General features: G+C 65.7%; 19 protein-coding genes, 1 tRNA gene and 1 CRISPR repeat array. Of the genes, 6 read left to right on the top strand and 14 right to left on the bottom strand.

All coding sequences use genetic code 11. The features are described 5' to 3' along the window. Window positions 1–84: 84 nt before the first annotated feature. From ACSLUQ_RS04745 to ACSLUQ_RS04800, 12 genes are all read right to left on the bottom strand, one after another. Window positions 85–1,200, bottom strand: a complete 1,116-nt coding sequence (locus ACSLUQ_RS04745) for a linear amide C-N hydrolase (protein ID WP_461807820.1) — start codon at window positions 1,198–1,200, stop codon at window positions 85–87. A gap of 84 nt (window positions 1,201–1,284) precedes the next feature. Further along, a complete protein-coding gene (locus tag ACSLUQ_RS04750; protein ID WP_461807821.1) occupies window positions 1,285–3,078 on the bottom strand; it encodes an FUSC family protein in 1,794 nt (597 codons plus the stop codon). Continuing rightward, on the bottom strand, window positions 3,065–4,117 hold the full coding sequence (mdtN, locus tag ACSLUQ_RS04755; RefSeq protein ID WP_461807822.1) for a multidrug transporter subunit MdtN: 1,053 nt from the start codon (window positions 4,115–4,117) through the stop codon (window positions 3,065–3,067). Before mdtN ends, ACSLUQ_RS04750 begins: the two co-directional genes overlap by 14 nt. A gap of 3 nt (window positions 4,118–4,120) precedes the next feature. Next, window positions 4,121–4,363: a YtcA family lipoprotein gene (locus ACSLUQ_RS04760; RefSeq protein ID WP_461807823.1), complete on the bottom strand. Its 243-nt coding sequence runs from the start codon at window positions 4,361–4,363 to the stop codon at window positions 4,121–4,123. Window positions 4,364–4,680: 317 nt separating this feature from the next. Continuing rightward, window positions 4,681–4,977: direct repeats of the CRISPR family, unit length 32 nt; unit sequence GTTTCGATCCACGCTCCCGCGAAGGGAGCGAC. Window positions 4,978–5,173: 196 nt separating this feature from the next. After that, window positions 5,174–5,464, bottom strand: coding sequence for a CRISPR-associated endonuclease Cas2 (cas2, locus tag ACSLUQ_RS04765; RefSeq protein WP_461807824.1), 291 nt, complete (start codon window positions 5,462–5,464; stop codon window positions 5,174–5,176). A gap of 9 nt (window positions 5,465–5,473) precedes the next feature. Beyond that, window positions 5,474–6,508: a type I-C CRISPR-associated endonuclease Cas1c gene (gene cas1c / locus ACSLUQ_RS04770; RefSeq protein WP_461807825.1), complete on the bottom strand. Its 1,035-nt coding sequence runs from the start codon at window positions 6,506–6,508 to the stop codon at window positions 5,474–5,476. After that, window positions 6,505–7,149, bottom strand: a complete 645-nt coding sequence (cas4, locus tag ACSLUQ_RS04775) for a CRISPR-associated protein Cas4 (RefSeq protein ID WP_461807826.1) — start codon at window positions 7,147–7,149, stop codon at window positions 6,505–6,507. The genes cas1c and cas4 overlap by 4 nt, the downstream gene beginning before the upstream one ends. A gap of 11 nt (window positions 7,150–7,160) precedes the next feature. Further along, window positions 7,161–8,114 carry a type I-C CRISPR-associated protein Cas7/Csd2 gene (cas7c, locus tag ACSLUQ_RS04780; protein ID WP_461807827.1) on the bottom strand — a complete coding sequence of 318 codons (954 nt, stop codon included), beginning with the start codon at window positions 8,112–8,114 and terminating at the stop codon, window positions 7,161–7,163. Then, window positions 8,111–9,928: a type I-C CRISPR-associated protein Cas8c/Csd1 gene (gene cas8c, locus ACSLUQ_RS04785; protein WP_461807828.1), complete on the bottom strand. Its 1,818-nt coding sequence runs from the start codon at window positions 9,926–9,928 to the stop codon at window positions 8,111–8,113. The genes cas7c and cas8c overlap by 4 nt, the downstream gene beginning before the upstream one ends. Then, window positions 9,925–10,620 carry a type I-C CRISPR-associated protein Cas5c gene (gene cas5c / locus ACSLUQ_RS04790; protein ID WP_461807829.1) on the bottom strand — a complete coding sequence of 232 codons (696 nt, stop codon included), beginning with the start codon at window positions 10,618–10,620 and terminating at the stop codon, window positions 9,925–9,927. The genes cas8c and cas5c overlap by 4 nt, the downstream gene beginning before the upstream one ends. Window positions 10,621–10,740: 120 nt before the next feature. After that, window positions 10,741–13,005 (bottom strand): CRISPR-associated endonuclease Cas3'', encoded by a 2,265-nt coding sequence (locus ACSLUQ_RS04795; protein WP_461807830.1) that lies wholly within the window; start codon window positions 13,003–13,005, stop codon window positions 10,741–10,743. A gap of 440 nt (window positions 13,006–13,445) precedes the next feature. Next, window positions 13,446–13,712 (bottom strand): hypothetical protein, encoded by a 267-nt coding sequence (locus ACSLUQ_RS04800; RefSeq protein ID WP_461807831.1) that lies wholly within the window; start codon window positions 13,710–13,712, stop codon window positions 13,446–13,448. Here ACSLUQ_RS04800 and ACSLUQ_RS04805 point away from each other — a divergent pair. Further along, window positions 13,711–14,724, top strand: a complete 1,014-nt coding sequence (locus tag ACSLUQ_RS04805) for a YeiH family protein (protein WP_461807832.1) — start codon at window positions 13,711–13,713, stop codon at window positions 14,722–14,724. The two genes, ACSLUQ_RS04800 and ACSLUQ_RS04805, sit on opposite strands and share 2 nt — an antisense overlap. 162 nt (window positions 14,725–14,886) lie before the next feature. Here ACSLUQ_RS04805 and ACSLUQ_RS04810 read toward each other — a convergent pair. Beyond that, window positions 14,887–14,962, bottom strand: a tRNA-Glu gene (locus ACSLUQ_RS04810). A 356-nt stretch (window positions 14,963–15,318) separates the two neighbouring features. On the opposite strand from ACSLUQ_RS04810, the gene ACSLUQ_RS04815 reads away from it, so the two are divergent. The 4 genes from ACSLUQ_RS04815 to ACSLUQ_RS04830 all read left to right on the top strand — a co-directional run bounded on the left by ACSLUQ_RS04815 (window position 15,319) and on the right by ACSLUQ_RS04830 (window position 19,877). Further along, complete coding sequence (locus tag ACSLUQ_RS04815; RefSeq protein ID WP_417774244.1) at window positions 15,319–15,903, top strand: cold-shock protein; 585 nt, start codon at window positions 15,319–15,321, stop codon at window positions 15,901–15,903. Continuing rightward, entirely contained in the window at window positions 15,903–16,454 is a 552-nt protein-coding gene (locus tag ACSLUQ_RS04820; RefSeq protein ID WP_461807833.1) for a DUF192 domain-containing protein, read from the top strand. The genes ACSLUQ_RS04815 and ACSLUQ_RS04820 overlap by 1 nt, the downstream gene beginning before the upstream one ends. Window positions 16,455–16,666: 212 nt before the next feature. Continuing rightward, window positions 16,667–18,829, top strand: coding sequence for a bifunctional diguanylate cyclase/phosphodiesterase (locus ACSLUQ_RS04825; RefSeq protein WP_461807834.1), 2,163 nt, complete (start codon window positions 16,667–16,669; stop codon window positions 18,827–18,829). A 553-nt stretch (window positions 18,830–19,382) separates the two neighbouring features. After that, complete coding sequence (locus ACSLUQ_RS04830) at window positions 19,383–19,877, top strand: hypothetical protein (protein ID WP_461807835.1); 495 nt, start codon at window positions 19,383–19,385, stop codon at window positions 19,875–19,877. A gap of 319 nt (window positions 19,878–20,196) precedes the next feature. Here ACSLUQ_RS04830 and ACSLUQ_RS04835 read toward each other — a convergent pair whose 3' ends face one another. After that, entirely contained in the window at window positions 20,197–20,655 is a 459-nt protein-coding gene (locus ACSLUQ_RS04835) for a hypothetical protein (protein WP_417774248.1), read from the bottom strand. A 9-nt stretch (window positions 20,656–20,664) separates the two neighbouring features. On the opposite strand from ACSLUQ_RS04835, the gene ACSLUQ_RS04840 reads away from it, so the two are divergent. After that, window positions 20,665–25,767, top strand: coding sequence for an autotransporter domain-containing protein (locus tag ACSLUQ_RS04840; RefSeq protein WP_461807836.1), 5,103 nt, complete (start codon window positions 20,665–20,667; stop codon window positions 25,765–25,767). Window positions 25,768–25,822 lie beyond the last annotated feature (55 nt).

The raw sequence follows: 25,822 nt of genomic DNA on the forward strand, positions 1-25,822 counted from the left end.
CTGGCCGCCGTCAGGTCCCCGCGGATGCCCGGACGGAGCGCCGGGCTCAAGGATGGACGCGGGACGTCTCCCGCGTCCGCTGCCTTACGATGCGGCGGCCTGCTTCAGCGTCTCGGTCGCGTCGCCGCTCAGGCCGTCGAGATGGCTGACGGGAAGGACGCAGACGCCGGGCCCGTCCGCGAGATCGTCGAGGTTGAAGCTCGCGTAGTTCAGGCTTTTGTACGTGCGCAGGTAGAACCGCTTGCGGTCGAGGTCGGAGAGGTTCGTCCAGCAGGTGTATTCCGTGGCGTAGGCCTCGTCGCCGGGATGCGAAAGCCCCGCCACTTCCAGATGCCCGCCTTCCTTGCCCGGGTAGTCGATCGTGGCGCCGCGCGGCCGGTCGAAATTGTTCATGACATGGGCCAGCGTCAGGACCGCCATGTCCGCCGTCTTCGCCTTCTCCGTGAACTGCGCGTAATAGGCCGCGCGGACAAAACGCCCGACGGAAGTGTTGGAGGAGGGCAGGCCTGCGGTGGCGATCCCCGAGTCCGGCTGGACCGCCTTGTAGGAGCCGAAGACCGCGCTCGAGGCGTCCACGTTGCTGAGGAACGTGTAGTTGTCCAGGTTCCTCAGGTGCCAGGGGAATTCCGGACCGTTGGTCATCACGCCGACCGGGTTGTCGTGCACCGACATCGCGCCATTGTTGAACTCGATCACCAGAGACGCGCCACCGGCGTCATGGACGACGTAGTGGAACGGGGACTCGACCCCGCCGAGCAGCGCCAGCGCCTCGAGCAGAACGGGTTGAGCCGCCATGGCGTCCCTGACCTCGCCGACGGTTGCGAACTGGCCCAGCGCCCAGGTCCCGAGGTCGGAGGCCGAAAGCACGGCCTGTGTCGCCGCCACGGCCTGGTGCTGCCCGCCTGCAGCCGGATAGGAAAGCAGGCTGAAGGTCAGGCCCTTGTCGTTCATTCCTTCCAGGACCTTGAAGTCGGCGAAGCCGAGGGGAGCCTCGGCGCTCGGCAGCCGGCCCGGCATTGTCACCGCCAGCACGCCGTGGCTGCCGGTATACTCCAGCGCCGGGTGCCCCTCGATATGGGAGGAATAGGCGACCCCGGCGGGGAAGTAGACCACCTGGTAGGGGAGGTCCATGGTCAGTTCGAGTGTCCGGCCGAAATAGACTTTGCCGGAAGCGTCGCGATAGGTGAGGGAGGTACACATTGTCTCGATGTCCTTTCTCGAACTGACCGGCGGTCCTGGCCGGAGCAGGCGGCGGGGCATGTCGGGCCACGGCGGGCCCGCTCGTCAGGGTGTTCTCGTCCCGCCCGACTGGTCCCCGGCGAGGCGGTGCAGCCGGGCGTGAAGCGTGTCGTCGAGGGCGGGGGCGAAGCGGACTTGCGGACAAAGGCTCTTCAGTTCCGCGCGCAAGGCGGCGAGGTGGCGAAGGTCCGCGTCGCTGGCGCGTTGCCGCCGGGGCTCGAAGAAGGCCATGGCGAGAAGGTCTCCCGTTTCGCCGAAGGTCTTCTGGATCTCGGCCGCCGTGCGGATGTCGGCCTGGCGCTCGCCCGGTGTGGCTGCGGCAAGCGAGGCGAGAGCCGCGGCCGCCTGTTGCAGGCGCGTGCGGATCCCGTCGACGACACTTGCCGGCCAGAACTGGGTGAAGATCACGTAGATCACGAAGATCCCGAGCAGGATGCCCATGATCCGGTCGCCGGCCTGGGAGAAGTCGAAGCTGGGGCCGAAGCCGTTGAGCGTCGTCAGCAGGAACGCCAGGGCGATCTGCACGCCGGCGTAGGAAATGCGCTCGCTGCCGGTCGAGACCCAGGCGGCGACCATGACGGCCGCGAACACGAGGACCATGAGCCCGCCGATGCTCGTCAGGCTCGGCATCACGAAGATCAGGGCGGCGCACCCCATGGCGGCGCCGATGAGACATCCGACCAGACGCAGCGTGAGCTTGTAAAGGGTCTCGCCGGTGGTGCCGAGCGCAGCGACATAGCAGGTGATGAGCGCGGTGTGGATGCCGTCCCAGCCTGCCGCCGTGTAGACGAGATAGCAGATGACGGCAGCCACCGACGTCTTCAGGGCGTAACGCTGATGGCGGGGCGAGGAAAACGCGTCGGCCGCAAGGAGAGGGGGGCTCTCTGGAACGGGCGAGGCGCCGCCGTCGGGCCGGCTCAGGCGTGACAGCGCCTCCATGAGCGCCCCTTCCGCCGTATCGTCGTGTACGGATGCGGCGGGCGGGGGCTCGGGCCATTCGCCGGCGCTGATCCGTTCGGCTGCACCGCGAAGCAAGCGGGCGAGCGCACTCCGCCGCTCCGGCGGCAGCGCCTGCGGTGAAGCATCGGCAACGAGCAGGATCTTGTAGCTCGTCTCCACCGCGCCATTGAGCCAGGTCGTCCGCTGCCGGGGCGTGAGGTGCAGAAGCCTTGCCAGGAGCACCTGCTGCAGCGAGGCGTCGTTGCCGGCGGCGAGAAGGTCGTCGAGGTCGGCGCGATGCCCGGGCGTCTCGAGCGCTTCGGCAGCCGTGCGCAGCCGGTTCACGATCCGCCGGCGCACATGCACATGCGGCGGGGTGCCGACGACCAGGTTGAGAAGCACCATGAGCGCCATCGGCATGCAGGCCATTTTCCAGGCGGCAAGCAGCCCCTGATCGCCGATCTGGCCGACGGGCACGTCTGTGACCAGGGTCATGATGAAGGCGATGATGAGGCCGACGATGGCGGCCTGCTCGCCCAGCGGGGTCGCCGAGGCGAGGAACAGGAAGATGTAGGTGGCGAAGAAGATGATCGCCAGACGGGCGGGCGGGCTGTCGATGCTGAGGTTGATCACCGGTATCATCGCCAGCACGACCAGCGAGGCGAGGGCGATCAGGCCGACGCCGAGCAGGCAGTTCATGGCCGCATCCGGTTTCATCAGGAAGATGACGAGGTAGCAGCTGATCGCGGCTTCCGGGATCCGGTAGGTCATCGCCACCCCTGTCACCAGGGCGCAGAGCAGCGCGATGCGCCAGGTGAGGGCAAGTCTCCCGTCAAACGGCTGAAGGTCGCGCCAGATCCGGGCGAGCGGCGTCGCAACCGAAGGACTAGCAGGCGTCATTGTTGCGATGGATGGTGGAGACCGCGGAGGCGCCGACCCTCATCAGGTCGGCGGGCGGATCGATGAGGCGGATGCGAACAGGAAACCTCTGCTGCACCCGGACCCAGTCGAGCGACTTTGGCACGATCGGAAGCGCGATCGGCAGGTTCACCAGGTCCTTGGAGCTTACTCCCCAGCCGACGCCTTCCACGACGCCCTTTATCTTTCTCCTGCTGTCGGCCAGCACATGGATCGTGGCGCAATCACCGGCGGAGATGCCGGGCAGAACGGTTTCGGTGTAGTTGGCGTTGACGTACCATGCGCCGGTCTTGATGAGCGTGAACATCGATTGCGCCGGGAGCACATAGTCCCCTTCCGAGGCCGTCAGTCCGACCACCCGACCGTCATGGGCGGCGCGCAGCACGGTGCCGGCGAGCTCATGTTCGGCGATCGCCAGCGCGGCGCGGCGGGCGACGATGAGTGCTTCCGCGCCAACCTCGTCGCCGACGAGCGCTTCCGCGGCTTCCTGCTGGCGCAAGGCCTCCTTGAGACTTACCTCGGCATCGCGTTTCAGCGTGCGCGCGTCGTCGACCTGCTGGGCGGAGACATATCCCTTGGAGGCCATGGGAAGAAGCCGCTCGAGCGATTGCGACGCCAGTTCCAGGTTGGAGCGCGCCCGCTCGACCTGTCCGGCGGCAACCTCCGCGTTGGCCAGTTCCGCGCGAATGTTGCGCGATTTGTCGCTCGCCGCCGCCTGGGCGATCTCGAGATCCGCCCGCGTCTGCCCGACAGCCAGCCGATAGGCGGTGTCGTCCAGCTCGATCAGCACATCGCCCTTGCGGACGAAGGCATTCTCGGTGACGCGCACCGCCTTGATCCGCCCGGCGACGCCTGTCGCGACCTTGATCACCTCGGCCAGCACCGAGGCATCGTCCGACATCGGGTTGGCCTCGGCAAAGACATGCGCCCGATAGGCCAGCGTGGCGGCGGTTGCGATGATGGCCAGACTGATCGCGGTGCCCGCGAGGATGGCCAGGCGTGTTCTCTTTGTTGGGCTCATTCGTCAGCGACCGAAGAACATGAGGGACATCAGGAACGTCAGCGCGAGCGTCATGCTCATGTAGGTCGGCACGCGCCAGCGGAGGATGTCGTCGACGCCGGTTATGACGAAGACCACGCGTGTTGCGACCGTCAGGATCACCGCGATGAGGAGGCAGATCAGCCAGGACGGAAAGAAACTTCCAAAAAGCGGGACGGAAGGGGCCATCGCCTGCATCGACAAGGACAGGATGGGAAACATCGTCATGTTCGGTCTGTTCCCCTTTTGCGCGAACCCGTCGCCCCGACTCCTTGCAGGGTAGACGAGGCGGGCGCGCGGTGCAAAGCGGCAGGAGGTGAAAAGCGGGAAAGGTGAACGCGCCGGAAGTGCCTGTTGTCGTGGCGTTTCCCGCTCATCCTCCGGGCGGCAGGCAAACGCCGGCGGACCCCAACCGGCGCACGCCCCGGGCCGGGCACGGACCAGGCGAGATGCAGGCTCAACGTGTGTGTGGGAACGCGATGCCGCTCCGCGCTCTGGCGAGAGGAGCGACGCGTCGACTTGCCGACGCCCGCACCTCCCGTCGAGTTTCGATCCACGCTCCCGCGAAGGGAGCGACTTTTCGCCTCCTACAAACGCGGCACCTGCGATTGGTTTCGATCCACGCTCCCGCGAAGGGAGCGACGGCTCCTTCCAATTCTCCGATATACCGCCCCTGAGTTTCGATCCACGCTCCCGCGAAGGGAGCGACAAGGGGACCTACGCCCCCGTAGCTTTTGGCGGCGGGTTTCGATCCACGCTCCCGCGAAGGGAGCGACCTACCGTCTTCGAGCAAACAGGCGCGGCGTGGGGGTTTCGATCCACGCTCCCGCGAAGGGAGCGACCGGGGGTGTCGTAACACACTCGTTTTCCTGAGAAAACAGAGGTGGATTCGCGAACCTCCCGGCTTCGGAGGCCGCCGACGTGCTGCGGAGTGTGGTCGATAAGGAATTGGTCAGATATTTCAAAGATCTGGCCGAAGTGCGAACCTCCCGGGGTTTTGCGACACGCTTGCGGTTCGCACCAGGGCTTGTCACGGCGCTAGACGATCAGGGTGCCGTTCAGGTCCGCGGCGGGCTTGGCTCCGACATGTTCCACCCGGCGCTGCCAATTGGACCCCAGATGATAGTACCGCAGACTGTCCGTTTGCGTATCGATGATCTCTTCCAGTCGCGCCTTCAGCCTTGTCCAGCGGGCAGGGTCGACTTCGATCTCGAACACGGAATACTGCACCCGCTGGCCGTGATCACGACAGGCCTTGGCCACACGCCGAAGCCGGCCGGCGCCGCCGGCACTTGTCGTGCTCACATCATAGGTGACCAGAACCAGCATGTATCTCTCCTATTTCCAGAACCAGGGTGGGTAGGCCTCCAGATCGCCGCGAAGGTGGCGGGATAGAAGCTGGGCCTGCAGATAGGGAACAAGGCCAAGCGGAGCCTTTTCCTCGATGAAGGGGTGCAGCCGTTCGTCGCGCTTGCGCTCCTGCCAGGCGGCAAGAACCGTCTTGCGGCCCTCTTCCGTCAGCCAGACAGCGCCACCGTCGCGCTGCTCGAAGTCTCGGGCGCGCAACTGGCGGCGGTTGAGCAGCGACAGCGCCAGACGATCGGCGAGAACCGGCCGCAACTCTTCCATGAGATCGAGCGCAAGGCTGGGACGTCCGGGACGGTCGCGGTGCAGGAAACCCACCGCCGGGTCGAGACCGACGCTTTCCGCCGCGGCGCGGCAATCGTGTGTCAGCAGCGTGTACAGGAATGACAGCAGCGCGTTCACCGGATCGAGCGGTGGACGCCGGGACCGGCCCTTAAAGCGGATCTGCTCGTCCGGCGAACGAACAAGTTGATCGAAGACGGAGAAATAGAGCCGCGCTGCCTCGCCCTCTGCTCCGCGCAGCAGCTCGATCCCGGAGAGGCCGGCGTCAAGGCGCGCCAGGATCTGCGCCATGCGTTCGCACACCCGCTCAAGCTCCGCCATCGACGCCGCGTCTGTCTCCGCGCCGTGGTCCCGCAGATGCCGCCGCAGGACGCTCCGCTGGTTTGCGATCTTGCCGATGACGATGCCGCGCACGATCTCGTCGGGATCCTCGGACGCCGCGTATTGCGCCCGGCGCAGCAACACGTTGCCCGCGACCGGGCCTTCAATGCGGGCCTGGAAGCGGCCGACCCGGTCAAGCAGGACGATGGCGATCCCCGCTGCCGCACAGGCTCCGATGAGGGTTGGGGATACGAGCACGGGGCCGAACGTCACGACAGAGCCGAGCATGTGGAACGGCACGCGCGCGCGCTCCGTTCCCTCAACCTCGGCCACCAGGTTCTCCCCGTTCTTGCGCAGCGCGGCGCCTTCGGTCGTCACATAGAGCGTGTTGAGCAGCTTTCTCACGGCCCGGGCTCCGGTTGCAGGAGGTCGGCGATCTGGCGTGTCCGCCAGGACAGAACGGGTTTTGCGCAGTGTTTCGGCCGACAGAGCTCCTGCAGGGAACAGGCCCGGCAGCGGTCGGCCCGATAGACGGCCGCCGGCGTGCGCCGGCTTTCGAAAACGGCGCGTAGATCGGCGATGGTCGCCTCCGTCAGCGCGCGAAGGTCGGCGTCGAAGGGCACTTCGAGCCGGCGTTTCGGCTCGGCATAGAAGAGCGCGCCCGCCGGCACTTCCCTGCCGGTCATCTCCTCCAGGCACAGCCCCTGCGCGCACAGTTGAACCTCGTCCGCACGGTGCAGCTTGGCCTTTCCACGCTTGATCTCGACCGGATAGGGCGTCTCGTGGGGGCCGGTGTCGTGGAACTCGACCAGGTCCGCGATGCCGGCGACGCCCAGGCGCTGGCTCGCGAGCGGCAGCGCCTGCACGCGCCGCACGCCGCGGGCACGCCGCCCTCCCGGCCGGTCGGCGACCCCGTGCAGCACCTGCCCCTCGGCCGTGAAGCGGTTTTCGGCCCACAGGCGCTCCAGATGGATCAGCGCCGCCTGCCTGAGACAGAAAACGGCATGCTGCAACGCCGACAGGGGAATGGGCGCGGCCGGTTCCACGCCCACTTCTCCTACACCAGTTCCAGCACCTCCACGCCGTCGGGCAGACCCTCCCGGTCGATTGCGACCTCATAGTCGGAAAAGGCGCGCGCCGGCCGCTGATTGTCGAGGCGACGGTCGCCGAGCGGATACCGCTCGCCATCGACGACGCGCTTGACGCTGACCCTGTCGAACAGCGCATGGGCGGGCGCGTTGCCAAGGGCGCTGTCGTGCCTGAAAGCGATGAGCTTGCGGGTGGTCATTTCGCCGCGCGCGGCAGAGCGGTCGTGCTCGAACATCGTCGTCAGGGACGAGAACAGGTGCTCGAGGTCGGCCTGGGAAAAGCCCGTGCGCTCCGCCAGCTTGGCATTGACGAAGATATGCGCCCGGTACAGCCCGTAGGGGACGATGTGCTTGCGACCCATCGTCCGGTTTTCCGTGCGCGTGTCGCTTTCGCCGTCTTTCTCGCGGGTCTCTTTTTCCTTGGCGGTCGTTGCGGCCATGCGCGTGATCGAGATCTCCAGCGGCAGGATCGCCTCGAGGGAGCGCGCGAAGGCAACCTGAACCGGCCCGCGAACCTGGCCTGCGTTGATGCCTGTGCTCATCACCGCACCAAAGGCGCGGACATCGAAGAAGTTCTCGCACATGAACGCGGTGATCGCGTGGGCCTCGCTCTCGGTCTTCGGGTTGAGCTTGGCCTCATTCATGAGCTTTTCGCTGTCGCCGCGCAGTGCCTGGTATGCTTCGCGGTGCTTCTCGTTGAGGATCGAGCCTTCCTGGACATAGATCCTGTAGCCGGGCTCGTCGCCTCGGGCGAGTTCGGTGAAGTTGCGGACCTTGCGCTTCAGGCTGACGTCCGAGACGAGCCCCATGTTGGTTTCCGGGTCCATTCTCGGCAGGTTGCCGGCGTCCGGATCGCCGTTGGGATTGCCGTTGATCACGTCGAACAGGAAAACGATGTCATAGCGATTGGCGAGAGCGGTCATGCGGAGGCCTCCTCTGCGGCATCCTCGGCCGCGCCTGTCGTGTCGTACTTGCGGAAGAAATCACTGCGCTGGTGGTAGTAGCCGAGCGCGAAGAGCGCCTGCTGGCGGTCCGGCAGCCGTGCGGGGAACGGGTCTTCCTCCGGGCTCATCATGTCCATGATCTCGCCGATCAGCCGCTCATGCGCGATTTTCTGGCCAGGGCGCTGCTTGCCGATCTTCGACAGGTGCGGCGCCGAGCCCTTTTCCAGATAGGGGAAGATCTTGCGCGGCTGGGCGGAAGCCGCGCCGTAGTACTTGTCCTTGATGGTTGCGTTGACGTTGCGCCCCAGCGCGTCCGCCTGCACCTTCTCGTAGAGCGCGAAGAGCCGGCCGAGCAGATAGCCGGGTTCGTGGCAGTCCTTGTCCAGTGACACGGGAACCTCCCCTTTCAACGATTTCGCGAAATTGCGGATCAGAACCGATTTGAGAATGCCGACGCGCAAGGCGTTGACGTCGCCGTCGGCGCGCAGGCGCTCCAGCACGCTCGCCATCAGCGTGAGCGGGTAGGGCGCGTCGGTGAGGATCGCCCGTAGCCAGTCGCCCGCGAGATTGGGGCGGATGTTGTCGGTCTTGTGCAGCGTCGCCGTCTCGATCAGCAGCCGCCACATGGAGGGCGCCGGATCCTTCGCCGGCGGGGCGACACGCAGCCGCTCCAGATGGCGGGCATATCGCTCCGCCAGCACCGCGAAGTCATCCTCCACGTAGAAACGGATCGACAGTCGCGCGGCATTGGGCGCGAGACCGAGCACGTGAAAGCGCACGCCTTCCGGCAGATCCGGCCGAAGCTCGGCTACGGGCCGGCCGTCGCGGATCATCCCAAGGATACGGCCCACCTTCGCCGCCTCGACCGCCTCGTCGACCTCGGCGGCGGAGGCGAACATCGCCAACTGGTCGGGAGAATAGCTTTCACCGGCGAGGCTGCCGAACACCGCCTCGGCCACCTCGGCGCCGCTGCCATCGGCCCAGAACACGGTCGAGGCGTCGCCGATCTGGATGCGGTGGCCGCTGTCGCGGGCGAGGAAGGTGTTGAGCGCGGTAACATAGGCGAAGGCGGCCTGTTCCGAGACCGGCGCATTCTCGCCCTGCTCGTGGCCATAGGAGGTGAAGGCGTCGAGATTGAATGACACGATGGAGGCGCCGGAGGATTGCGCACCCCATACGCCCTTGACGGCCGGATGGAGCCGGGCGACGGGACCGCGCTCGCCGGTGACCAGGCACACCGCCTGCGCGCCCTCGCTTTCACCCTGAAGTCGTGACCAGATCGCGCGGGCCGCCGCCCGGTCGTGCAGGAACACGTTGCGCCGTCGCTCGTCCTCCAGAGCGAAGACGATGTTCTGGTCTTTCATGTCGTCCGGCCAGGCGAGTTCCTCGAAATGCTCGGGGCGCCATCGGTCGAGGAAGGCGAGGAACGCACGCAGGCCGGGATCGTCGGTCCCCGAGAGCCACTCGGCATGCCGCGCCACGAAAGCCGCATGTTCGTCGGCGGTCCGCTTGCCTTCGCCCGCCGTCACGCCGAGCACATAGGCCGTCTTGTCCCACAGGAAGTTCGGCGCGATGCCCGAGGTTCGCTTCACCGGCTTTGGAACCGCCAGCATGCGCGGCTGGCGCTTGCGGCCTTCGCCCTGGCGCAGGTCCGCGGGCTCGATCGCCGGCCGGCCGTCGGGCGTAAGGGAAATGACGAAGCCGATCTTCTCCTGACTGTAGCCGAAGGGCGGTACCTGACCTCTGCTGGCGAGGCGCTCATAGGCGTCGGAAAGCGCGGAGAGGACGGTCATCGCAGGATCTCCGGCGAGCCGGGTTGCGGAATGCGGATGACGCCGTTCTCAAGACGGGCACGGAAGAACAGGCTTTCGCCCCCCGCCGCATGGTCGATGTCCCACAGCATGAAGCCGAGATCGCGCGCCTCGCCGTAGCCGAGCCCCGCCGTCCGGTCTTCCTCGCGCGGCTGCGGGAGGTCGCCGTCCGCGTCGATGGACCGGAAGTCGGCGACGAATTCCCGCGTTCCGAGGCAGGGCTGGTGAAAGCACTGCCCCTTGCGCGCACGTCGGTTGAACGTGTCGAGATGCTTGCCGACGCTGTCGTCGGGGCCGGCGCGGGAGGTCAGGTCGAAATGGGCGGAAATGACATAGGAGACGTCGCTCAGCACGGTGGCCGCGCGCTGCTGGCGGTTTTCATCCGCAACGAGGACGAGATCGCCGATCGCTCCCGATTTCATCGCGGACCGGATCTTGCCCACGGGCGCCTTGGTGCCGACCTCGTTGCGACGGAGCGACTGAAAGCGGACAGGCTTCAGCACCCTGATCTCATCGATCACCCAGCGGATCGCCGGCTTCCAGTGAATGGCCTCGAGAATCCCGCGTGCGGCCGAAGGCGTCAACGTATCGTAGGAGACCCTCTCGACCTTCATCTCGGGCCTGGTGAAACAGGCGTACGGCCCTTCCACCAGAAGATGAACCCCGTATGCCATGTGTTCCTCCGTCAAGGCTTGATGTCAGTCGCAATCGCGGGTGTGGCCGCACGACTCAAAAGGTCATCGAGACAGTCAAATTCAATCAAAGGGTGTTGCTGTCGATCTTGAAACAAACAGTCACACGACAGGAGTTTCCAGCCCCAGCTCATCCGCCCGCTCCCAGACGAGGCCTGTTTCCCGCGTGTAGAAATGCTCCGTCGTCAGCACGGCGAACTGTTTCTCGAAGCCGGGCACGAAGGCGGCGTGTCCGTTGGAGACGAGGCGGTTTCGGTCCGGCTGCGGCACCTGCACCAGATGACGCTGCAGCGCGCGCGCCGCGGCTCCCGGCGACAGACGGCCGGCCTCGAGTGCCTCCAGCGTGCGCCGTGCGGCGGCGTCCCGCGCGACGATGACCGGAAGCATGGTCTCCTCGATCAGGCGGAAGCGCTCCGCCACACTGCGAAAGGCGAGGTCCGGCGTTGTCGCGCTGATGCGGAAGGCCTCGACAATCCTGTCGCGGTCGAGCGCATCGCCCTTGCGCCAGTAGACTTCCTCGAAATATGCGGCGATCGCCGTCGGCCCCAGCAGGTCGTCATGCTTCGGGGCAACGGCGGCAAGCGCCTTGGCGAAGCCCTCGATCTCGCGCGGAGACCGTGCCTTGGCGGGGCGAAACACGGTGACGAGGCTCTCCTCCTTCGGTCTTCTGCCTTCGCGGTTGCAACGGCCGGCGGCCTGCATGATCTGGTCGAGCCCGGCGTCCGCGCGCCAGACACGCGGGAAGTCGATATCGACGCCGGCCTCGACGAGCGAGGTTGCGATCAGCCGACAGGGTAGGGGATGGCTCGGGTCGAGCCGGCTGCGGACCTCGGCCAGAATGGCCTGCCGGTCGCGCGCCGTCTGGCGGGTTGTCAGGTGCACCAGTCCGTCGAGGCCGACGGCATCGGCCTCCCGGTAGAGCGCGAGCGCATGGCTGCGGCTGTTGACGATGACCAGTCCCTGCGCGACGGAGGCAAGCTCGGCGACGATCTGCGCATCGCTCATCGGCTCGTGCGCGCGGTGAAGCGCGACACGGGCAAGCTTGCGGTGAAGGCCGGGCGGATCGGGAGCCAGTTCGCGTTCCGGCTCGAGCGCGAGGCCGCCGCCGAACCCCGGCCGGCCGAGCGCTGGCTGGGTTGCGGTGCATAGCACGACCGTCGCGCCATAGTTTCGGGCCAGTTCGTCGAGCATGGCGACGCACGGGCGCAGCACATGCAGCGGAATGGTCTGGGCCTCGTCGAGAACGATCACCGAGCGGGCCAGATTGTGGAGCTTGCGGCACCGTGACGGCCGTGCGGCGAACAGGCTTTCGAACAACTGCACGTTCGTTGTGACCACAACGGGTGCGGCCCAGGTCTCCATCGCAAGCCGGAGCTTGCTCTTTCCGAAGCGGTCGTCGTCGCGTGGCGCCTGTTCGGCGTCGATGGCGCTGTGATGCTCCAGAACCGTCTCCTGGCCCAGAACCTCGCGAAATACACCGACGGTCTGGTCGATCACCGAGGTGAAGGGAATGGCATAGATGATGCGCGAGAGGCCATGGATCCTGGCGTGATCGAGGGCGAAGCCGAGCGAGGCGAGCGTTTTTCCGCCCCCCGTTGGAACGTCGAGGGTGAAGAGGCCCGGGGGGAGCTCCGCCTTGCCGCGCGCATGAGCGAGTATGTCGGCCCTGAGTGCATTGAGCGGCGTGCGCTCCGCAGCCGCCATCTTGGCCTTCATGCAGCCGTCGAAGCGGGCCCGCAGCGTGTCGATGACGGTCGTGAGCTCTGGAAAATTGCGGTCGGGCGTCCAGCCCGCGACCGAGGCATAGAAGGCCTCGGTGTCGAGGTAGTCGGCATCGACAAGGCACGAGAAGATCATGCGCCCGAGCACGGAAAGCTGGAACCCATGGCGAGCTCGGTCTTCATGTGCGCGGAAGCCTGACGGCCAGAGCGCGCCGTCGTCGGGCTCGATCTCCTGTCTCCAAAGCGGGTCGAGCGGCTCCAGCGCCTTCGCCAGCCGGCCATTCGGGCCTGCGAGATCCGCGCCGTCGGCAAGGCCGGCGTGATGCCCTGCGATGGCATGAGCGACAAGCCACGCCATCCAGCTCTCGGGCACCGCGCGCGAGCGCGCGAGCGCCTCGACCGCTCCGGCGGTCGAGTGGTCCGGTCCCTTGCCGCCGGTGCGCCTCTCTCCCCGGATGTAGCGCTGGAAGGCCGGCGTGTATTTCCCGAGATCGTGCAGGAGACCGGCGCGTTCGGCCGCGCGCTCCGCGCCGAACGCCGTGGCAAAGTCTCGGGACAGGGAGGCGACCTGAGACAGGTGGTCGTCGAGCCGCTGCCGGTGCTCCGGGCTCTCGTTCTCGACCGAGTGGGCGTAGTGATGGTCCATCCAGATCCGAAGTTCGCACGGGGGAATTTCGCAATCAAACGTTGCGAGCGTAGTTACGAACAATCGGTGCGGCAAGTGGCGGGGAGAGGCTTTCGCGACGATCCACCGGCGGCCGCCTGCGGCGCACGGCAGGCGGTGGTCTGCCTGGTGAGACTATGAGCATCCTGGAAGTAAGGTGCGCCTGCCAGGTAGGGCCATCCGGGGTGGGGGAGATGGCAATGGGGGACCCTGGCAGGCGCGATAGGTGATCGGGATCCGCGATCTGGTTTGGCCGATGGGGCGGTCGCGGTTTCCTTGGCGCTGCTTATGTTTGGCGGGCTGACCCTCCGCCGCACATTGCCTTGCGCTTGCAAGATTACTTCCAAGAAGCGTGCCAGTTGGCCGATCTTGCGGTTTTTGTGTGTTCTGCGTCGTTTCGTGTGTCATCCGGGACGTCGCCGTCAGTGGGTGATGCAAATCGGAAATGGGCGAGCGTCGCCAGATTCGCATTTCGCAAACGCACGTCTGAATTTGCAAATTTGATTTAGTAATAAAGGATGCGCGCCGGCCGCTGCCGACATGCGTGCATCAGGGCGAAATGGCGCGTCAAATTCCTGGTTGCTGGAATAGCGTTCGAATAATCTGGTATGAAGGGCGGCGGATTGCTCCTGGCGACGCCTTGGCGAGCATTCCATTCCCTTCGCATCGCAACCTTCGGCGACCTTCATGACCTTTCTTTCCCCCACGCGGGTGCGCAGCAGCCTCGCGCCCCTGTTTCCGGGCGTGCTTCTTGCGCTCGTGGTCGCCACGGCCGCCAAGTTTCTCAGCGAGCACTACGGCGCACCGGTGATGCTGTTCGCCTTGCTGATCGGCATGGCGTTCAATTTTCTCTCCGACGACCCCCGCTTCGCTTCCGGGCTCGAAACGGCCTCGAAGACGCTGCTTCGCGCCGGCATCGTGCTGCTCGGCCTGCGCATCACCGCCGGTGATGTGGTCGCGCTGGGCCCCTGGACGTTTCTCACCGTGCTGGGACTGATGGCTGCGACAATCGCCAGCGGTTTTGTCTGCGCCCGGATCTTCGGCAGGGGCTGGCGCTTTGGCCTGCTGACCGGCGGTGCGGTAGCGATCTGCGGTGCCTCGGCGGCGCTTGCGCTGGCCGCGACGATCCCGCCCGACAAGGACAGCGAGCGCAACACGCTGTTCACGGTCGTTTCTGTAACGGCATTGTCCACGCTGGCCATGATCGCCTATCCGATCCTCTTTGCCTTCCTGGGGCTGGCGGACACGCAAAGCGGCTTCATGATCGGGGCAACCGTGCATGACGTGGCGCAGGTGGTCGGCGCCGGCTACTCGATCTCGCCGGAGGCCGGCGACATCGCCACCATCATCAAGCTGGTGCGTGTGGCGATGCTGCCGGTGGTTCTGATCGTCGCGCTGCTGGCCATCTCGCGCGGCTCCGGTGGCCGTGGGGGAGCGATCCGACTGCCGTTGTTCGTGGTGGGCTTCGTTGTCGTCTCGGCGCTGAACAGCCTCGGTCTGGTGCCGCAGGCGGTCGCTGCGCCAGGCATCGACCTGTCATCCTGGATGCTCGTCATCGCGATTTCGGCACTCGGCGTGCGCACCAACCTCAAGGACATGATGCAGCTTGGCTGGAAGCATGTCGCCATCGTCGTTTGCGAGACGCTGCTGCTGCTGGGGCTGGCGCTGCTGGCGGTGGAGACGGGCATCGCCGGCGGCTGACCGCGCCCGGACCCGCCGCCCTTGGTGCAAATCAACGCCGCAGGGGGCGATACGCAAAGTCGTTGCGAGAGACGCTCTGTCGATCAGTGTTCTCGGGAAGGTATGCTGTTTCGCACCGACGGTCGCGCGGGAGGCATGCTCGAACCGCGGATAACCGGAAAGTGGTACGCCCAACGGGACTCGAACCCGTGTTTTCGCCGTGAAAGGGCGACGTCCTAGACCGCTAGACGATGGGCGCCCGGTCCGTCAATGTGGCGGGGTTATAAGCGGGTTTTTTCAAGGGGGCAAGGGGGAAGGCGTGCCGTCATCCACAGGTATGCGATGCCGGTCGAAAGTCGGGGTGGCGCGGGCGCCAACACGGGGCGGCGCACCGTCCGCCACGGCCGGAATGAGGAAAGCCGGCAAGGCATCTTTTAACCAAGGCTTTGCGAATCGCTTGAATACGGACAGAGTTGCATCGAAGGCGCAGGTGACACTTTTTCGCAAATAGGTCTGGTTCGAGCCTTTCGGGATGTTATCCTTGAAAGGCGGAATCGTAGGTTTTGCGATGTCGCGCAGATGGATCCAGCTTGCGGCGTATCAGAGGCGTGGACGATGAAAGACTTGGGGGCTAAGGCGGCGGGGGCCGAACACGAAGCGGACACGGGAGAGACCGCTGCGGATCTCACCGTTGTCGCCGGTTCGATCAAATGGTTCGACGTCGCCAAGGGGTACGGGTTCATCGTGCCGGACGACGGCAGTTCCGATGTCCTGCTGCATGTGACGTGCCTGCGCCGTGACGGGTATCGCACGGCCTATGAGGGGTCTCGCGTCGTCTGCGAGGCGGTTCCCGGGACGCGCGGGCTTCAGGCGTTCCGCATCCTGTCGATGGACGAAAGCACGGCGGTTCATCCCTCCCAGCTTCCCCCCTCTCGCACCCACGTTCAGGTCACCCCGGAAGGTGGCTATGAGCTGGCCACCGTCAAGTGGTTCAACCGGGTCAAGGGCTTCGGTTTCCTGACCCAGGGCGAAGGGACCGAGGACATCTTCGTCCACATGGAGACGCTTCGCCGCTTCGGCGTCACGGAACTGCGACCCGGCCAGACGGTCATGGTGCGCTTTGGCAGCGGCCCCAAGGGGCGCATGGCCGCCGAGATCCGTCCCGATGGCGAGGGCGTCCACATTCCTTCCTCGCATTGATGCGCGCGCTGCTGCCGGAAGATCGTTGGCCGCGTCGCAGGCGGTTCGGTGTCACGCTTCTTCTGCTTTCCCTTGTCGTCGCCTTTTCGGTGGCGACACCGCTTGCCGGGCTTTCATCGGTCCTCGGCGGTCGGGCGCTTGCCCAGTCCGCGGAGGTCGAGGCGCTTCGCCGCGATGCGCTGGTCATTGTCTCTCCGTCGGGGCGGCACAGGTTCGAGGTCGAGATCGCTGAAACGCCGGCCGATCGCGCCCGCGGGCTGATGTTCCGCACTGAGCTTGCCCCCGACGCGGGCATGCTGTTCGACTTCAAGGAAGAGCGCGAGGTGGCGTTCTGGATGCGCAACACGCTGATCCCGCTCGATATGCTGTTCATCGAAAAGTCCGGCCGCATCGCCCATATCGCACGCAATGCCACGCCGCTTTCTGAGGAGTTGGTGCCTTCGCGCGCGGTCGTGCGCTACGTGCTGGAGATCCCGGGCGGACGGGCCGCGGAGCTCGACATCAAGGTTGGTGATGTGGTGCAGGCCAAGGCAGTCAACGGCGGCGACTAGACCCAGCACGCATCGACAAGCCGGACAGATGTCGAAAAGGACCTGACGTCGGCCAGGCCCGGCGCTTCGATACCGCTGTGTCTGTCCCGTACGGAGCATATTTACTTTCAGAATAGGGCATAATTGACTGGTTGCGTATAAATCTACGTAACGTCAGTCTGCGTACTATTGCCAAGATCTGTTCAACAGGCGCAACGCGGTGGATGGTGTCGGTGCAGAAGACGGGTGATCGATCGGAAGATGCGCGAAGAGCGGGACCGCCACTGGTTTCCAGGCGGCAGATCCTGTCGATTTCGCTCGTCACCGCCATCTTCCTTGCCGTGGCGATACTGCTGACGCTCATCGTCTCGCATGTGGTCATCTCCATGCGCGAGACCGTCAACAAGATCGACGACGAACGGGCGCTCAGTGCCGCGCGGGCGGCCTTTGGCGGCTTGAAAATTCGCATGGTGTCCATCACGCGCGACAACACGGTCTGGGACATCGCCTACCAGTCCGTCGTCGGATCGTCGAACCCCGGGCCCTGGATCTACGACAACTGGGGAAGTACCACCGCCGACTATCCTCTCTACGATGCCGCAGTCGTCATGGGCCCGGACGGCAAGATCATGGCCGCCTACATGAAGGGCAAGCCGTTCGAGCCCGTTTCTGTCTTCGGAGACGGCTTCATGGAACAGTCGATGAGCGTGCGACATGCGAGCAAGTCGGCCGTCGTCAATGTCTTCAAGGCGGGCGATGGGATCGCTCTGGTGAGTTCGCAGGCCATTCAGCCCTTCGAGGGCGCCGACCCTCAGGAAATCTACCCAGTTCTGACGCTCGTGAAGTTCCTCGATGAGGAGACGCTCGACGCCTTCGCCCAAAATCATCGTCTCCAGGGGCTGCAGTTACACCGAAGGCCGGTGGCGCAAGAGCTGAACCTGCCACTGACCGACCGACAGGGCACTGAAGTCGCCTTCCTGTCCTGGCCGAGCGAGCTCCCGGGCAACAGGGCCCTGGAGAGCCTCCGGCCGATGCTGGTGCTTGCAAGCGGCATTCTCGCCGCGTTTCTCGTCATGGTGCTGCTGGCCGGGTCGCTGGAGACGTCTCGGCTGCGCCGGCTGGCGCGCAAGGCGCAATATGATGCCACGCACGATGCGCTCAGCGACACGCTGAACCGATCCGGCCTGCTCCGCCAGCTTGATGCGATAACCGGCGACCAGGTACCTCTCCAGCCGGTGACGCTCTATTTTCTCGATCTCGATGGTTTCAAGAACGTCAATGACTCGTGGGGGCATTTCGTCGGCGATATGCTGCTTGCGAAGGTCGGCAAACGGCTGCGCGACGTGCATCACGAGATTGTCGCCGTGGCGCGGTTGGGCGGCGATGAGTTCGCGCTTCTTCTTGAGGGCGAGGACGCCCCGCAGGGTGTCGCGCGAACCGTTCTCGATGCCTTCGTGGCGCCGTTTTCCGTGCAGGCGCATGCGCTTCATGTCGGCGTCAGCATTGGCTATGCCACGTTGGAGCCGGGCGTTACCCCGCTGGAACTAATACGCCGGGCCGACGTGGCGCTGTACCGGGCCAAGGACGCGGGAAAGCACACGGCGGTGGGCTATGTGCCGGAGATGGACCTGGATCGGGACCGCATGGCCGTGCTCGAGGCGGACCTCTCGGCTGCCATCGACGGGGGGCGCGTGGGGGTTGTCTACCAGCCCATCGTCGAAACCGCGACGCGCGAACTTCGGGGTGTGGAGGCGCTGGCGCGCTGGAGCGCTTCGGACGGTGCGGTGAGCCCGGACGTGTTCATTCCGCTGGCGGAGCGCACGGGGTTGATCGAGAAGCTCGGATTGCAGGTGCTGCGCATGGCGCTTCAGGACGCCAAGGGCTGGCAGTGTGTGCCGGTCTCGGTGAACATCTCCCCCGTCCAGCTGCGCAACCCAGCTTTCGCGGAAAGCGTTCTGGCCGAGTTGAAGGCCACCGCGACCGACCCTTCGCTGCTGGTGCTTGAGGTGACCGAGAGCTTGCTGATCGCGGATCCCGACCGGGCGCAGCAGGTGTTCGCGTTTCTGCAGGGCAGGGGGGTGCGGATCGCGCTGGACGATTTCGGTGCCGGCTTTGCCAGCATCGCCATGTTGCGCGGCTTCAGCTTCGACTACATGAAGATCGACCGTTCGATCGTTGCCGCTGCCGACTGCGCTGGAAACGGCCGGGATGTGCTTGAGGCAACGATCCGGCTGGCGCGCGCGTTCGACATTCCCGTTGTTGCGGAAGGCGTGGAGACCGATGCACAAATGGAGACTCTCGCCGCGCTCGGCTGCGAGTTTCTCCAAGGCTATGGCATCGGTCTTCCCGTTGCAAAGGAGCGGCTTGTTCGCGAGTTCAAGATCCGCGCGGCTTAGGAAGCGGACTCATAACGCTTTGATCCAGATGCGCAGAGCAGCAAGTTTGACGGCGGCGACATCGTTGTCCGCGCGCCGCTCATGGCAGCTCACGATGCTCCTGCATCTGGTTGAGGCGATTTGACCTGCCACTGAACTTTCATCCAGCGGCGATTGGAGCCTTGGCCGTTTCAGTTGCGCCGTGTGGCGCGGGTTGAGCAACCAGCGAATACGCGAAGGCGTCAATGAGCGCAGTGTCGGAAGGCAGTTGTGGTGAGGGCTCCGGCGAAGTCTGAATAGCCCCTAGATTGATAGCACCGGGCGGGAGCCGGCTGCGAAGGTCAAGCCTGCGGAAGACGGTCCGGCTTCAAACGGTTGAGGCGCTGTTGCCCGGCGCTCTCACCCGGTCCAGGCCGGGCCATACTCTCACCCCGAGATATGTTGAGTGAGTATGCCGGCAGGTGTTGACCGCCCGGCCAGCGTAGCAAGCAGCCAAGCTTCTGACCTTGATAGGGAAACCGGATAAACACAGCTCCACCATCCTCCTGGCCTCCCTTCAGTTTGTGACCCTTTCATGCACGGCTCTTCCCCGAGCCTGGACCAGATCCACAAGCTCTGGGACGACCTTTCCGCCTTCGGCGCGGTGGATATCCATGCGTCTCGCAGGTTTTTGCTGAAAGAGATCTGCGCCCTCATCGATGCCCAGAACGCGGACTGGATCGGCTGCGTGCGGCTGAACTGGAGCCCGGGCGGCGGTCCGATGAAGGGATGGCGGCCCCGCACAGTGTTCACGCTGAACCCTTGCGGCGTCACCAGTGAGGCAATCGACCAGGCCTTTGCCGAGATGGAAAACGGCGAGCCCGACATCACCACCACGCGCAATGTGGAACTGGCCGGCGCGTTCTGGGTCTTTCCGCTGAGCGAGCTGGCGACGCCGGAGTGGCTCAAGGGGCCATCCTATCGAAACTACTATAGAGCCTCGGACCGGCATGCTTCCATCTGGGCCTCCACACCGCTCACTCCGACCGAACAGCTTGTCCTGCAAGGGCTGCTGCTCGGCCTGACATAGAGACGGATCGCGGAGCAGAACAACCATAGCCCGCAGAGCGCCCACGACCACGTGAAGCGGATCTTCCGCAAATATGGTGTTTCCAGTCGCACCAGCCTGATGGCCCTGTGGCTCGGCAAGGGGCTGAAAACGAACAAGAACCCCTGAACAGGGGATTCACCCCGTCGCGTCTCCCGCGCAAAAAGAGCGTTGCTGACACAACGTGCGCCGCGGCCATGCCACGCCGGCGCCTGACCGCATGGCATCGCGCCGAGGGGGATCCATGGACACATTGAAAACAACGGCTTGCGGGACTTGCGATACGGCAGGCCGGGCGCGATCAGGCGCCTCCCGCAGGCTCAGAACCACTCTCCTGCTCGGGACCGCGCTCACCGTTGCGACCGCCATGGGCCTCGGAACCGCTCAAGCCGGCGGTGGCAGGGGTGGTGATGGTGGACAAGGCCCAGCCGGCAGTTTCTCCATCGTAGGGCGCGGCGGCGGCGGCGGTACAGCGGGAAACGGCGGAAGCAATGGGACCGCCGGCGTAGATAACGCAGGCAATGGCGGTGGTGGTGGTGGCGGTGCCGGCGGCTTTGCAGGCGGAACCGGTGCAACGAGTGCTCCAGGAGGCGCCGGCGGTGATGGCGGCACGGGGGGCGCGCACGGAGCGGCAATCTCCACCTCGGCAGTGATTGCAGGTGACAGGACGGCGCAAAACGGCGGCGATGGGGCCAATGGCGGTGACAACGCAGAATTCGGCGGCGGTGGCGGCGGCGGCGGCGGTGGCGAAGGTGGTCATGGCGTCGCCGTGAATGCTGCCGTGGAGATCACCAACAATGCCGCCATCACGGGTGGCGCGGGCGGTCAGGGTGGACTGGGCGGCGCCCATGGGGCCTTTGGCACCAACGGATCCCGTGGCTATGGCGGCACGGGCGGAGCAGGCCTCTCCACGTCCGTGTCCGGGGTGTTTGTCACCAACAACACATCAGCCACCATCGCGGGCGGCAACGGCGGCGCAGGGCGGGGGGATGCCGCTGGCGGCGCCGGTATTATCGGGTCAGGGCTATCTATTTCCAACAATGGCACGATTTCCGGCGGGCTCTCCGGCACCAGCGGCACCCGCGCCAACGCCATCGAGTTCACCGGCGGCAGCAACCGTCTCTCGCTTGGCACCGGATCCGTTCTTAACGGCGGCATTGCCGTCACCGGCAGCCTGGAAATTAACCAGGAGGACGATATTGAAGTCGCGAATGTGATTTCCGGCAGTGGTTCGCTGGAGAAAACCGGCACCGGAGCGCTGACGCTCAGTGGCACCAATACCTATTCGGGCGGCACGACGGTCAATGGCGGCAGGCTTTCCGTTTCCTCAGACGCCAATCTCGGCGCGGCGAATGGGGCCATAACGCTTAACACCGGCCTGCTGCAGATCAACGGGACCGGCTTCACCCAGTTGACGCGCGATCTCGAGGTCACCTATGACGCGGCGATCCAGAACAGGGACGCCGATCTGCTTGTCTCAGGCGCGCTGTCGGGCGCGGGGGTCTTGAACAAGCATGGAGCAGGCTCGTTCATCTACAATGGCGATGGCTCCGGCTTCAGCGGGTCCCTGAACATTGCCGAGGGCGCTCTCGGTGGGTCGGGAACGATCGGGGGCACGGTCCGCATCCAGTCCGGGGCAACGCTTTCGGCCGGCAACAGTCCCGGGACCCTGAGTGTTGGGGAGCTGTTTCTTTTTTCCGGTTCCACATCCGAGTTCGAACTGGGAACGGCCGGCACGGTCGGCGGGGCGTCGAACGACCTCGTCCGGGTCGGCGGCAACCTGACGCTCGCCGGCACGCTCAACGCCACCGTCGGCTCCGCCGGCTACTACCAGCTCTATCAGTATGGCGGCACGCTGTCGGGCGCCTATGACACGGTCAACGTGACCGGTTTCAGCGGCGGCACGGGCACGGTTCAGACCGGCATCCCCGGCCAGGTCAATCTCTTCGTTGCGGGATCCGGCCAGGTGATCCAGTTCTGGGACGGCGGCGACGCGACCGGCAACGGGACGGTCGACGGCGGCACGGGCACCTGGTCCTCGACCGGCACCAACTGGACCGGCGCGCCGGGTGCCGCCGGCATCAACGGCCCTTACGAGAAGTCCGTCGCCGTCTTCGCAGGCACGGCCGGCACGGTCACGGTGGATGGCACGCAGGACTTCGACACGCTGCAGTTCAAGACCGACGGCTATACGTTGTCCGGCGGCACGCTCAACATCGCTCCCGCCTCGGGCACGACCGGCACGATCAATGTCGATGCGGGCGTCTCGACCGAGATCGCATCGCAGATTGCCGGGACCGGCGACCTGGAGAAGGTCGGCGCGGGAACGCTCGTCCTTTCGGGCAGCAACACCTATACCGGCGACACGATCCTGACCGCCGGCACCTTGACCGCCAAGGATGACGGCAGCCTTGGCGACCTCTCCTCGGCGATCGTCTTCAATGGCGGTACGCTACAGGCGGGAGCGGATTTCTCCGCCACCGCGCGCGCAATGACCATCAACAACTACAAGTCGGCGAAGATCAACGTTGCCGATCCCGCAAAGAGCTTCACCGCATCGGGCGTCATTTCCGGTAACGGCGACCTCGTCAAGACCGGCGCGGGCAAGCTCATCCTCACGGGCAACAACACCTATTCCGGCACCACGATCCTGGGCGGCGGCATCCTGTCGATCGCCAGCGACGACAACCTGGGCGCCAACTCGATCGCCTTCGAGACCGCCACGCTCGAGGTGACGGCCTCCGCCACGATCGACAACGCGATCTATCTGAACTCAAACACCACCGGCACGATCGACACGCAAGACAATGCGGTCACCGCTTCGGGCGGCATTACCGGTGCCGGTAATCTGGTGAAGACCGGCACCGGAACGCTCACGCTCTCCGGGATCAGCACCCATATTGGCTCCACGACGATCAAGGCGGGCACGCTGTCCGTCACGGACGGCTACAACCTGAGTGCCAGCGCGCTCACGCTTGACGGCGGCACGTTTGCGGTCACGGGCAATTCGGCCACCCTCGCCAACACCATCTCGCTTGCGGCCGGGTCAGGCACCATCGACATCAGCGGCAGCGGGGCGACGTTTGGCGGTGCCATCTCGGGCTCCGGCGACCTCACCAAGACCGGTGCCGGTACGCTCATCCTCTCCGGAACCAGCACCCACACAGGCACCACGACGGTCAAGGCGGGCACGCTGACGATTGCCGATGGCTCCAATCTCGGCACGGGCGGTCTGACGCTCGATGGCGGCACGCTCGGTGTCACCGGCAGCGGTGTCACACTCGCCTCCGGCGTGACGATCGGCGCGGGCTCCGGCACGATCCAAACGGCCAACGCGCTGACGCTCTCCGGCACCCTCGCGGGCTCGGGCAATCTTACCAAGACCGGCGCGGGCACGCTTCTTTACAACGGCGACGGCTCCGCCTTTACCGGCACAACGACGATTGCCGGCGGCACGCTTGGTGGAACCGGCACGCTCGGCGGCGATGTGACGATCAACTCGGGCGCGACCCTGTCGGCCGGTACCAGCCCCGGCACGTTCACCATCAACGGCGATCTCACGCTGGACAGCGGCTCCACGTCCACGTTCGAGCTCGGCGCGGCCGGCATCGTTGGCGGGGCGTCCAACGATCTCGTCAAGGTCGGTGGCAACCTGGCGCTCGCCGGCACGCTCAATGCGACGGCGGGCTCCGCCGGCTACTACCAGCTCTATCAGTATGGCGGCACGCTGTCGGGCGCCTATGACACGGTCAACGTGACCGGTTTCAGCGGCGTCACCGGCACGATCCAGACCGGCATCCCCGGCCAGGTGAACATGGTGGTGCTCGCCGACGGACAGGTGCTGCAGTTCTGGGACGGCGCGGACGCGGTCGGGAATGGCACGGTGGATGGCGGCACTGGCACCTGGTCAACGACCGGCACCAACTGGACCGGCGCACCTGGCGAGGCCAACATCAACGGCGCCTCCGTCGGCTCGGTCGCGGTCTTCGCAGGCACGGCCGGCACGGTCACGGTGGATGGCACGCAGTCGGTCGACACGCTGCAGTTCAAGACCGACGGCTATACGCTGTCTGGCGGCACGCTCGACCTTGCGCCTGCTTCCGGCACGACCGCGTTCCTCAATGTTGACGGCAACCTTGGGGCCACCATCGGCTCGACGATCACGGCCGCGGCCGGCATCGGCCTGGAAAAGACCGGGACGGGCGCCGCCCTCCTGACGGGCGACAGTTCCGGCTTCACCGGCGACGTGCTGGTCTCGCGGGGCTTGCTTCTCGTCAACGGCACGCTCGGCACTGGCACCAACCGCTTCGATGTCGGCGGCGGTTCGGGCATGGCCGGGCTGTCGGGCAGCGGCACTGTCGCGGGCGATGTCCATGTCGCCGCGCAGGGTGCCATCGCCGGCTATGGCGGCACGCCGACCGCCCCCCAGACCGCGACGCTGACGATCACCGGCGATCTCGATATGGCCAGCACCAGCGCGCTCTACACGATGGTGGACTTCGACAACAACACCAACTCCCAGATCAAGGTCAACGGCACGGCGACCCTGGCGGGAACCGTCAACGTCACCACCGCCGGCACGGTGCCCGGTCGCTCGACCGTCACGATCCTGACCGCCGATGGCGGACGCATTGGCGAGTTCGACAGCGTCACCGACAATTACGCCTTCCTCGATGCCGCGCTGAGCTACACGGCGACCACGGTCGACCTGACGCTGACGCGCAACGACGTCATCATGTCCGACGTCGCAAGGACCCCGAACCAGAAGGCGGTCGCGACCTCGCTTGAAAGCACGCCGAACACCAATCCGCTGGTCCAGCAGATCATGGGCCTGTCGGACGACGGCGCACGCAACGCGTTCGACCAGCTTTCGGGCGAGGCGATTGCCTCCATGCAGGGCGGCTTGACGCAGAACGCCAACATTGTCGGCACCACCGTGTTCTCCCGCATCAATCAGGCGTTCGAGGAAAGCGGCGCACCGATGCCGGGCATCCAGATCGCCACCCATGGCGCACCCGACGGGCTCGGCGGCGAGGCCTACGCGCTCTGGATGCGGGCCTATGGCTCGATCGGTTCCACCGACTCGACCGCGACCACTTTCGGGGTCGACCGCTCGGCCGCCGGCGCCATGTTCGGCGCCGATGCCCGGCTCGGCATGGCCCGTGTCGGCGCCTTCATCGGCTACCAGTCGTCCGACTATGACGTCGACGCGTTGGGGTCCTCCAGCCAGGCGGACAGCTACCAGATCGGCGTTTACGCCGGCACGCAGCTTGACGGTTTCCGCCTGTCGGGCGGTGCTGCCTACACCTGGAACGACATCGACACCACCCGGAACGTCGTGGTTGGCGGGATCAGCGAGCGGCTCAAGGGCTCGACCAACGCCGGCACCGCGCAGGCCTTCGGCGAGATCGGCTATGCCTTCCGCCTGGAGGGGCAGGACAAGTGGCTGCAGCTTGAACCCTTTGCTGGTCTGAACTTCGTCTCCACGGACATGGAGGGCTATTCGGAAAGCGGCGGCGTCTCTGCGCTGACGGTGAACGGCTCGACCACCGACGTGACCTTCACGACGCTGGGTGTCCGGACGTCTTCGGAAATCGCGTTGTTCGGCGAGGGCCGCATGGCCCGGGTCTCCGCCATGGCCGGCTGGCGCCACGGCTTCGGCGATCTGACGCCGACCTCGACCAACCGGCTTGCCGGGGGCGCGGCCTTCACCGTCGAAGGGGCGCCGATCGCTGAGGACGTCGCGGTGCTCGGCGCCGGGCTTTCGGTGGACGTCAGCGACAACGCCACATTCGGCTTCGACTACGCCGGCCAGTTGGGCGACAGGGCGGCTGAACATTCCGGCTCCGCGCGTCTCAGCTTCCGGTTCTGAGGACACGGACAGTCCTGCAAGCCTCCGCGCCGTCCCGGCCAGCCGGGAGGCGGCA

It is taken from the genome of Stappia sp. ICDLI1TA098 (genome assembly GCF_054880955.1).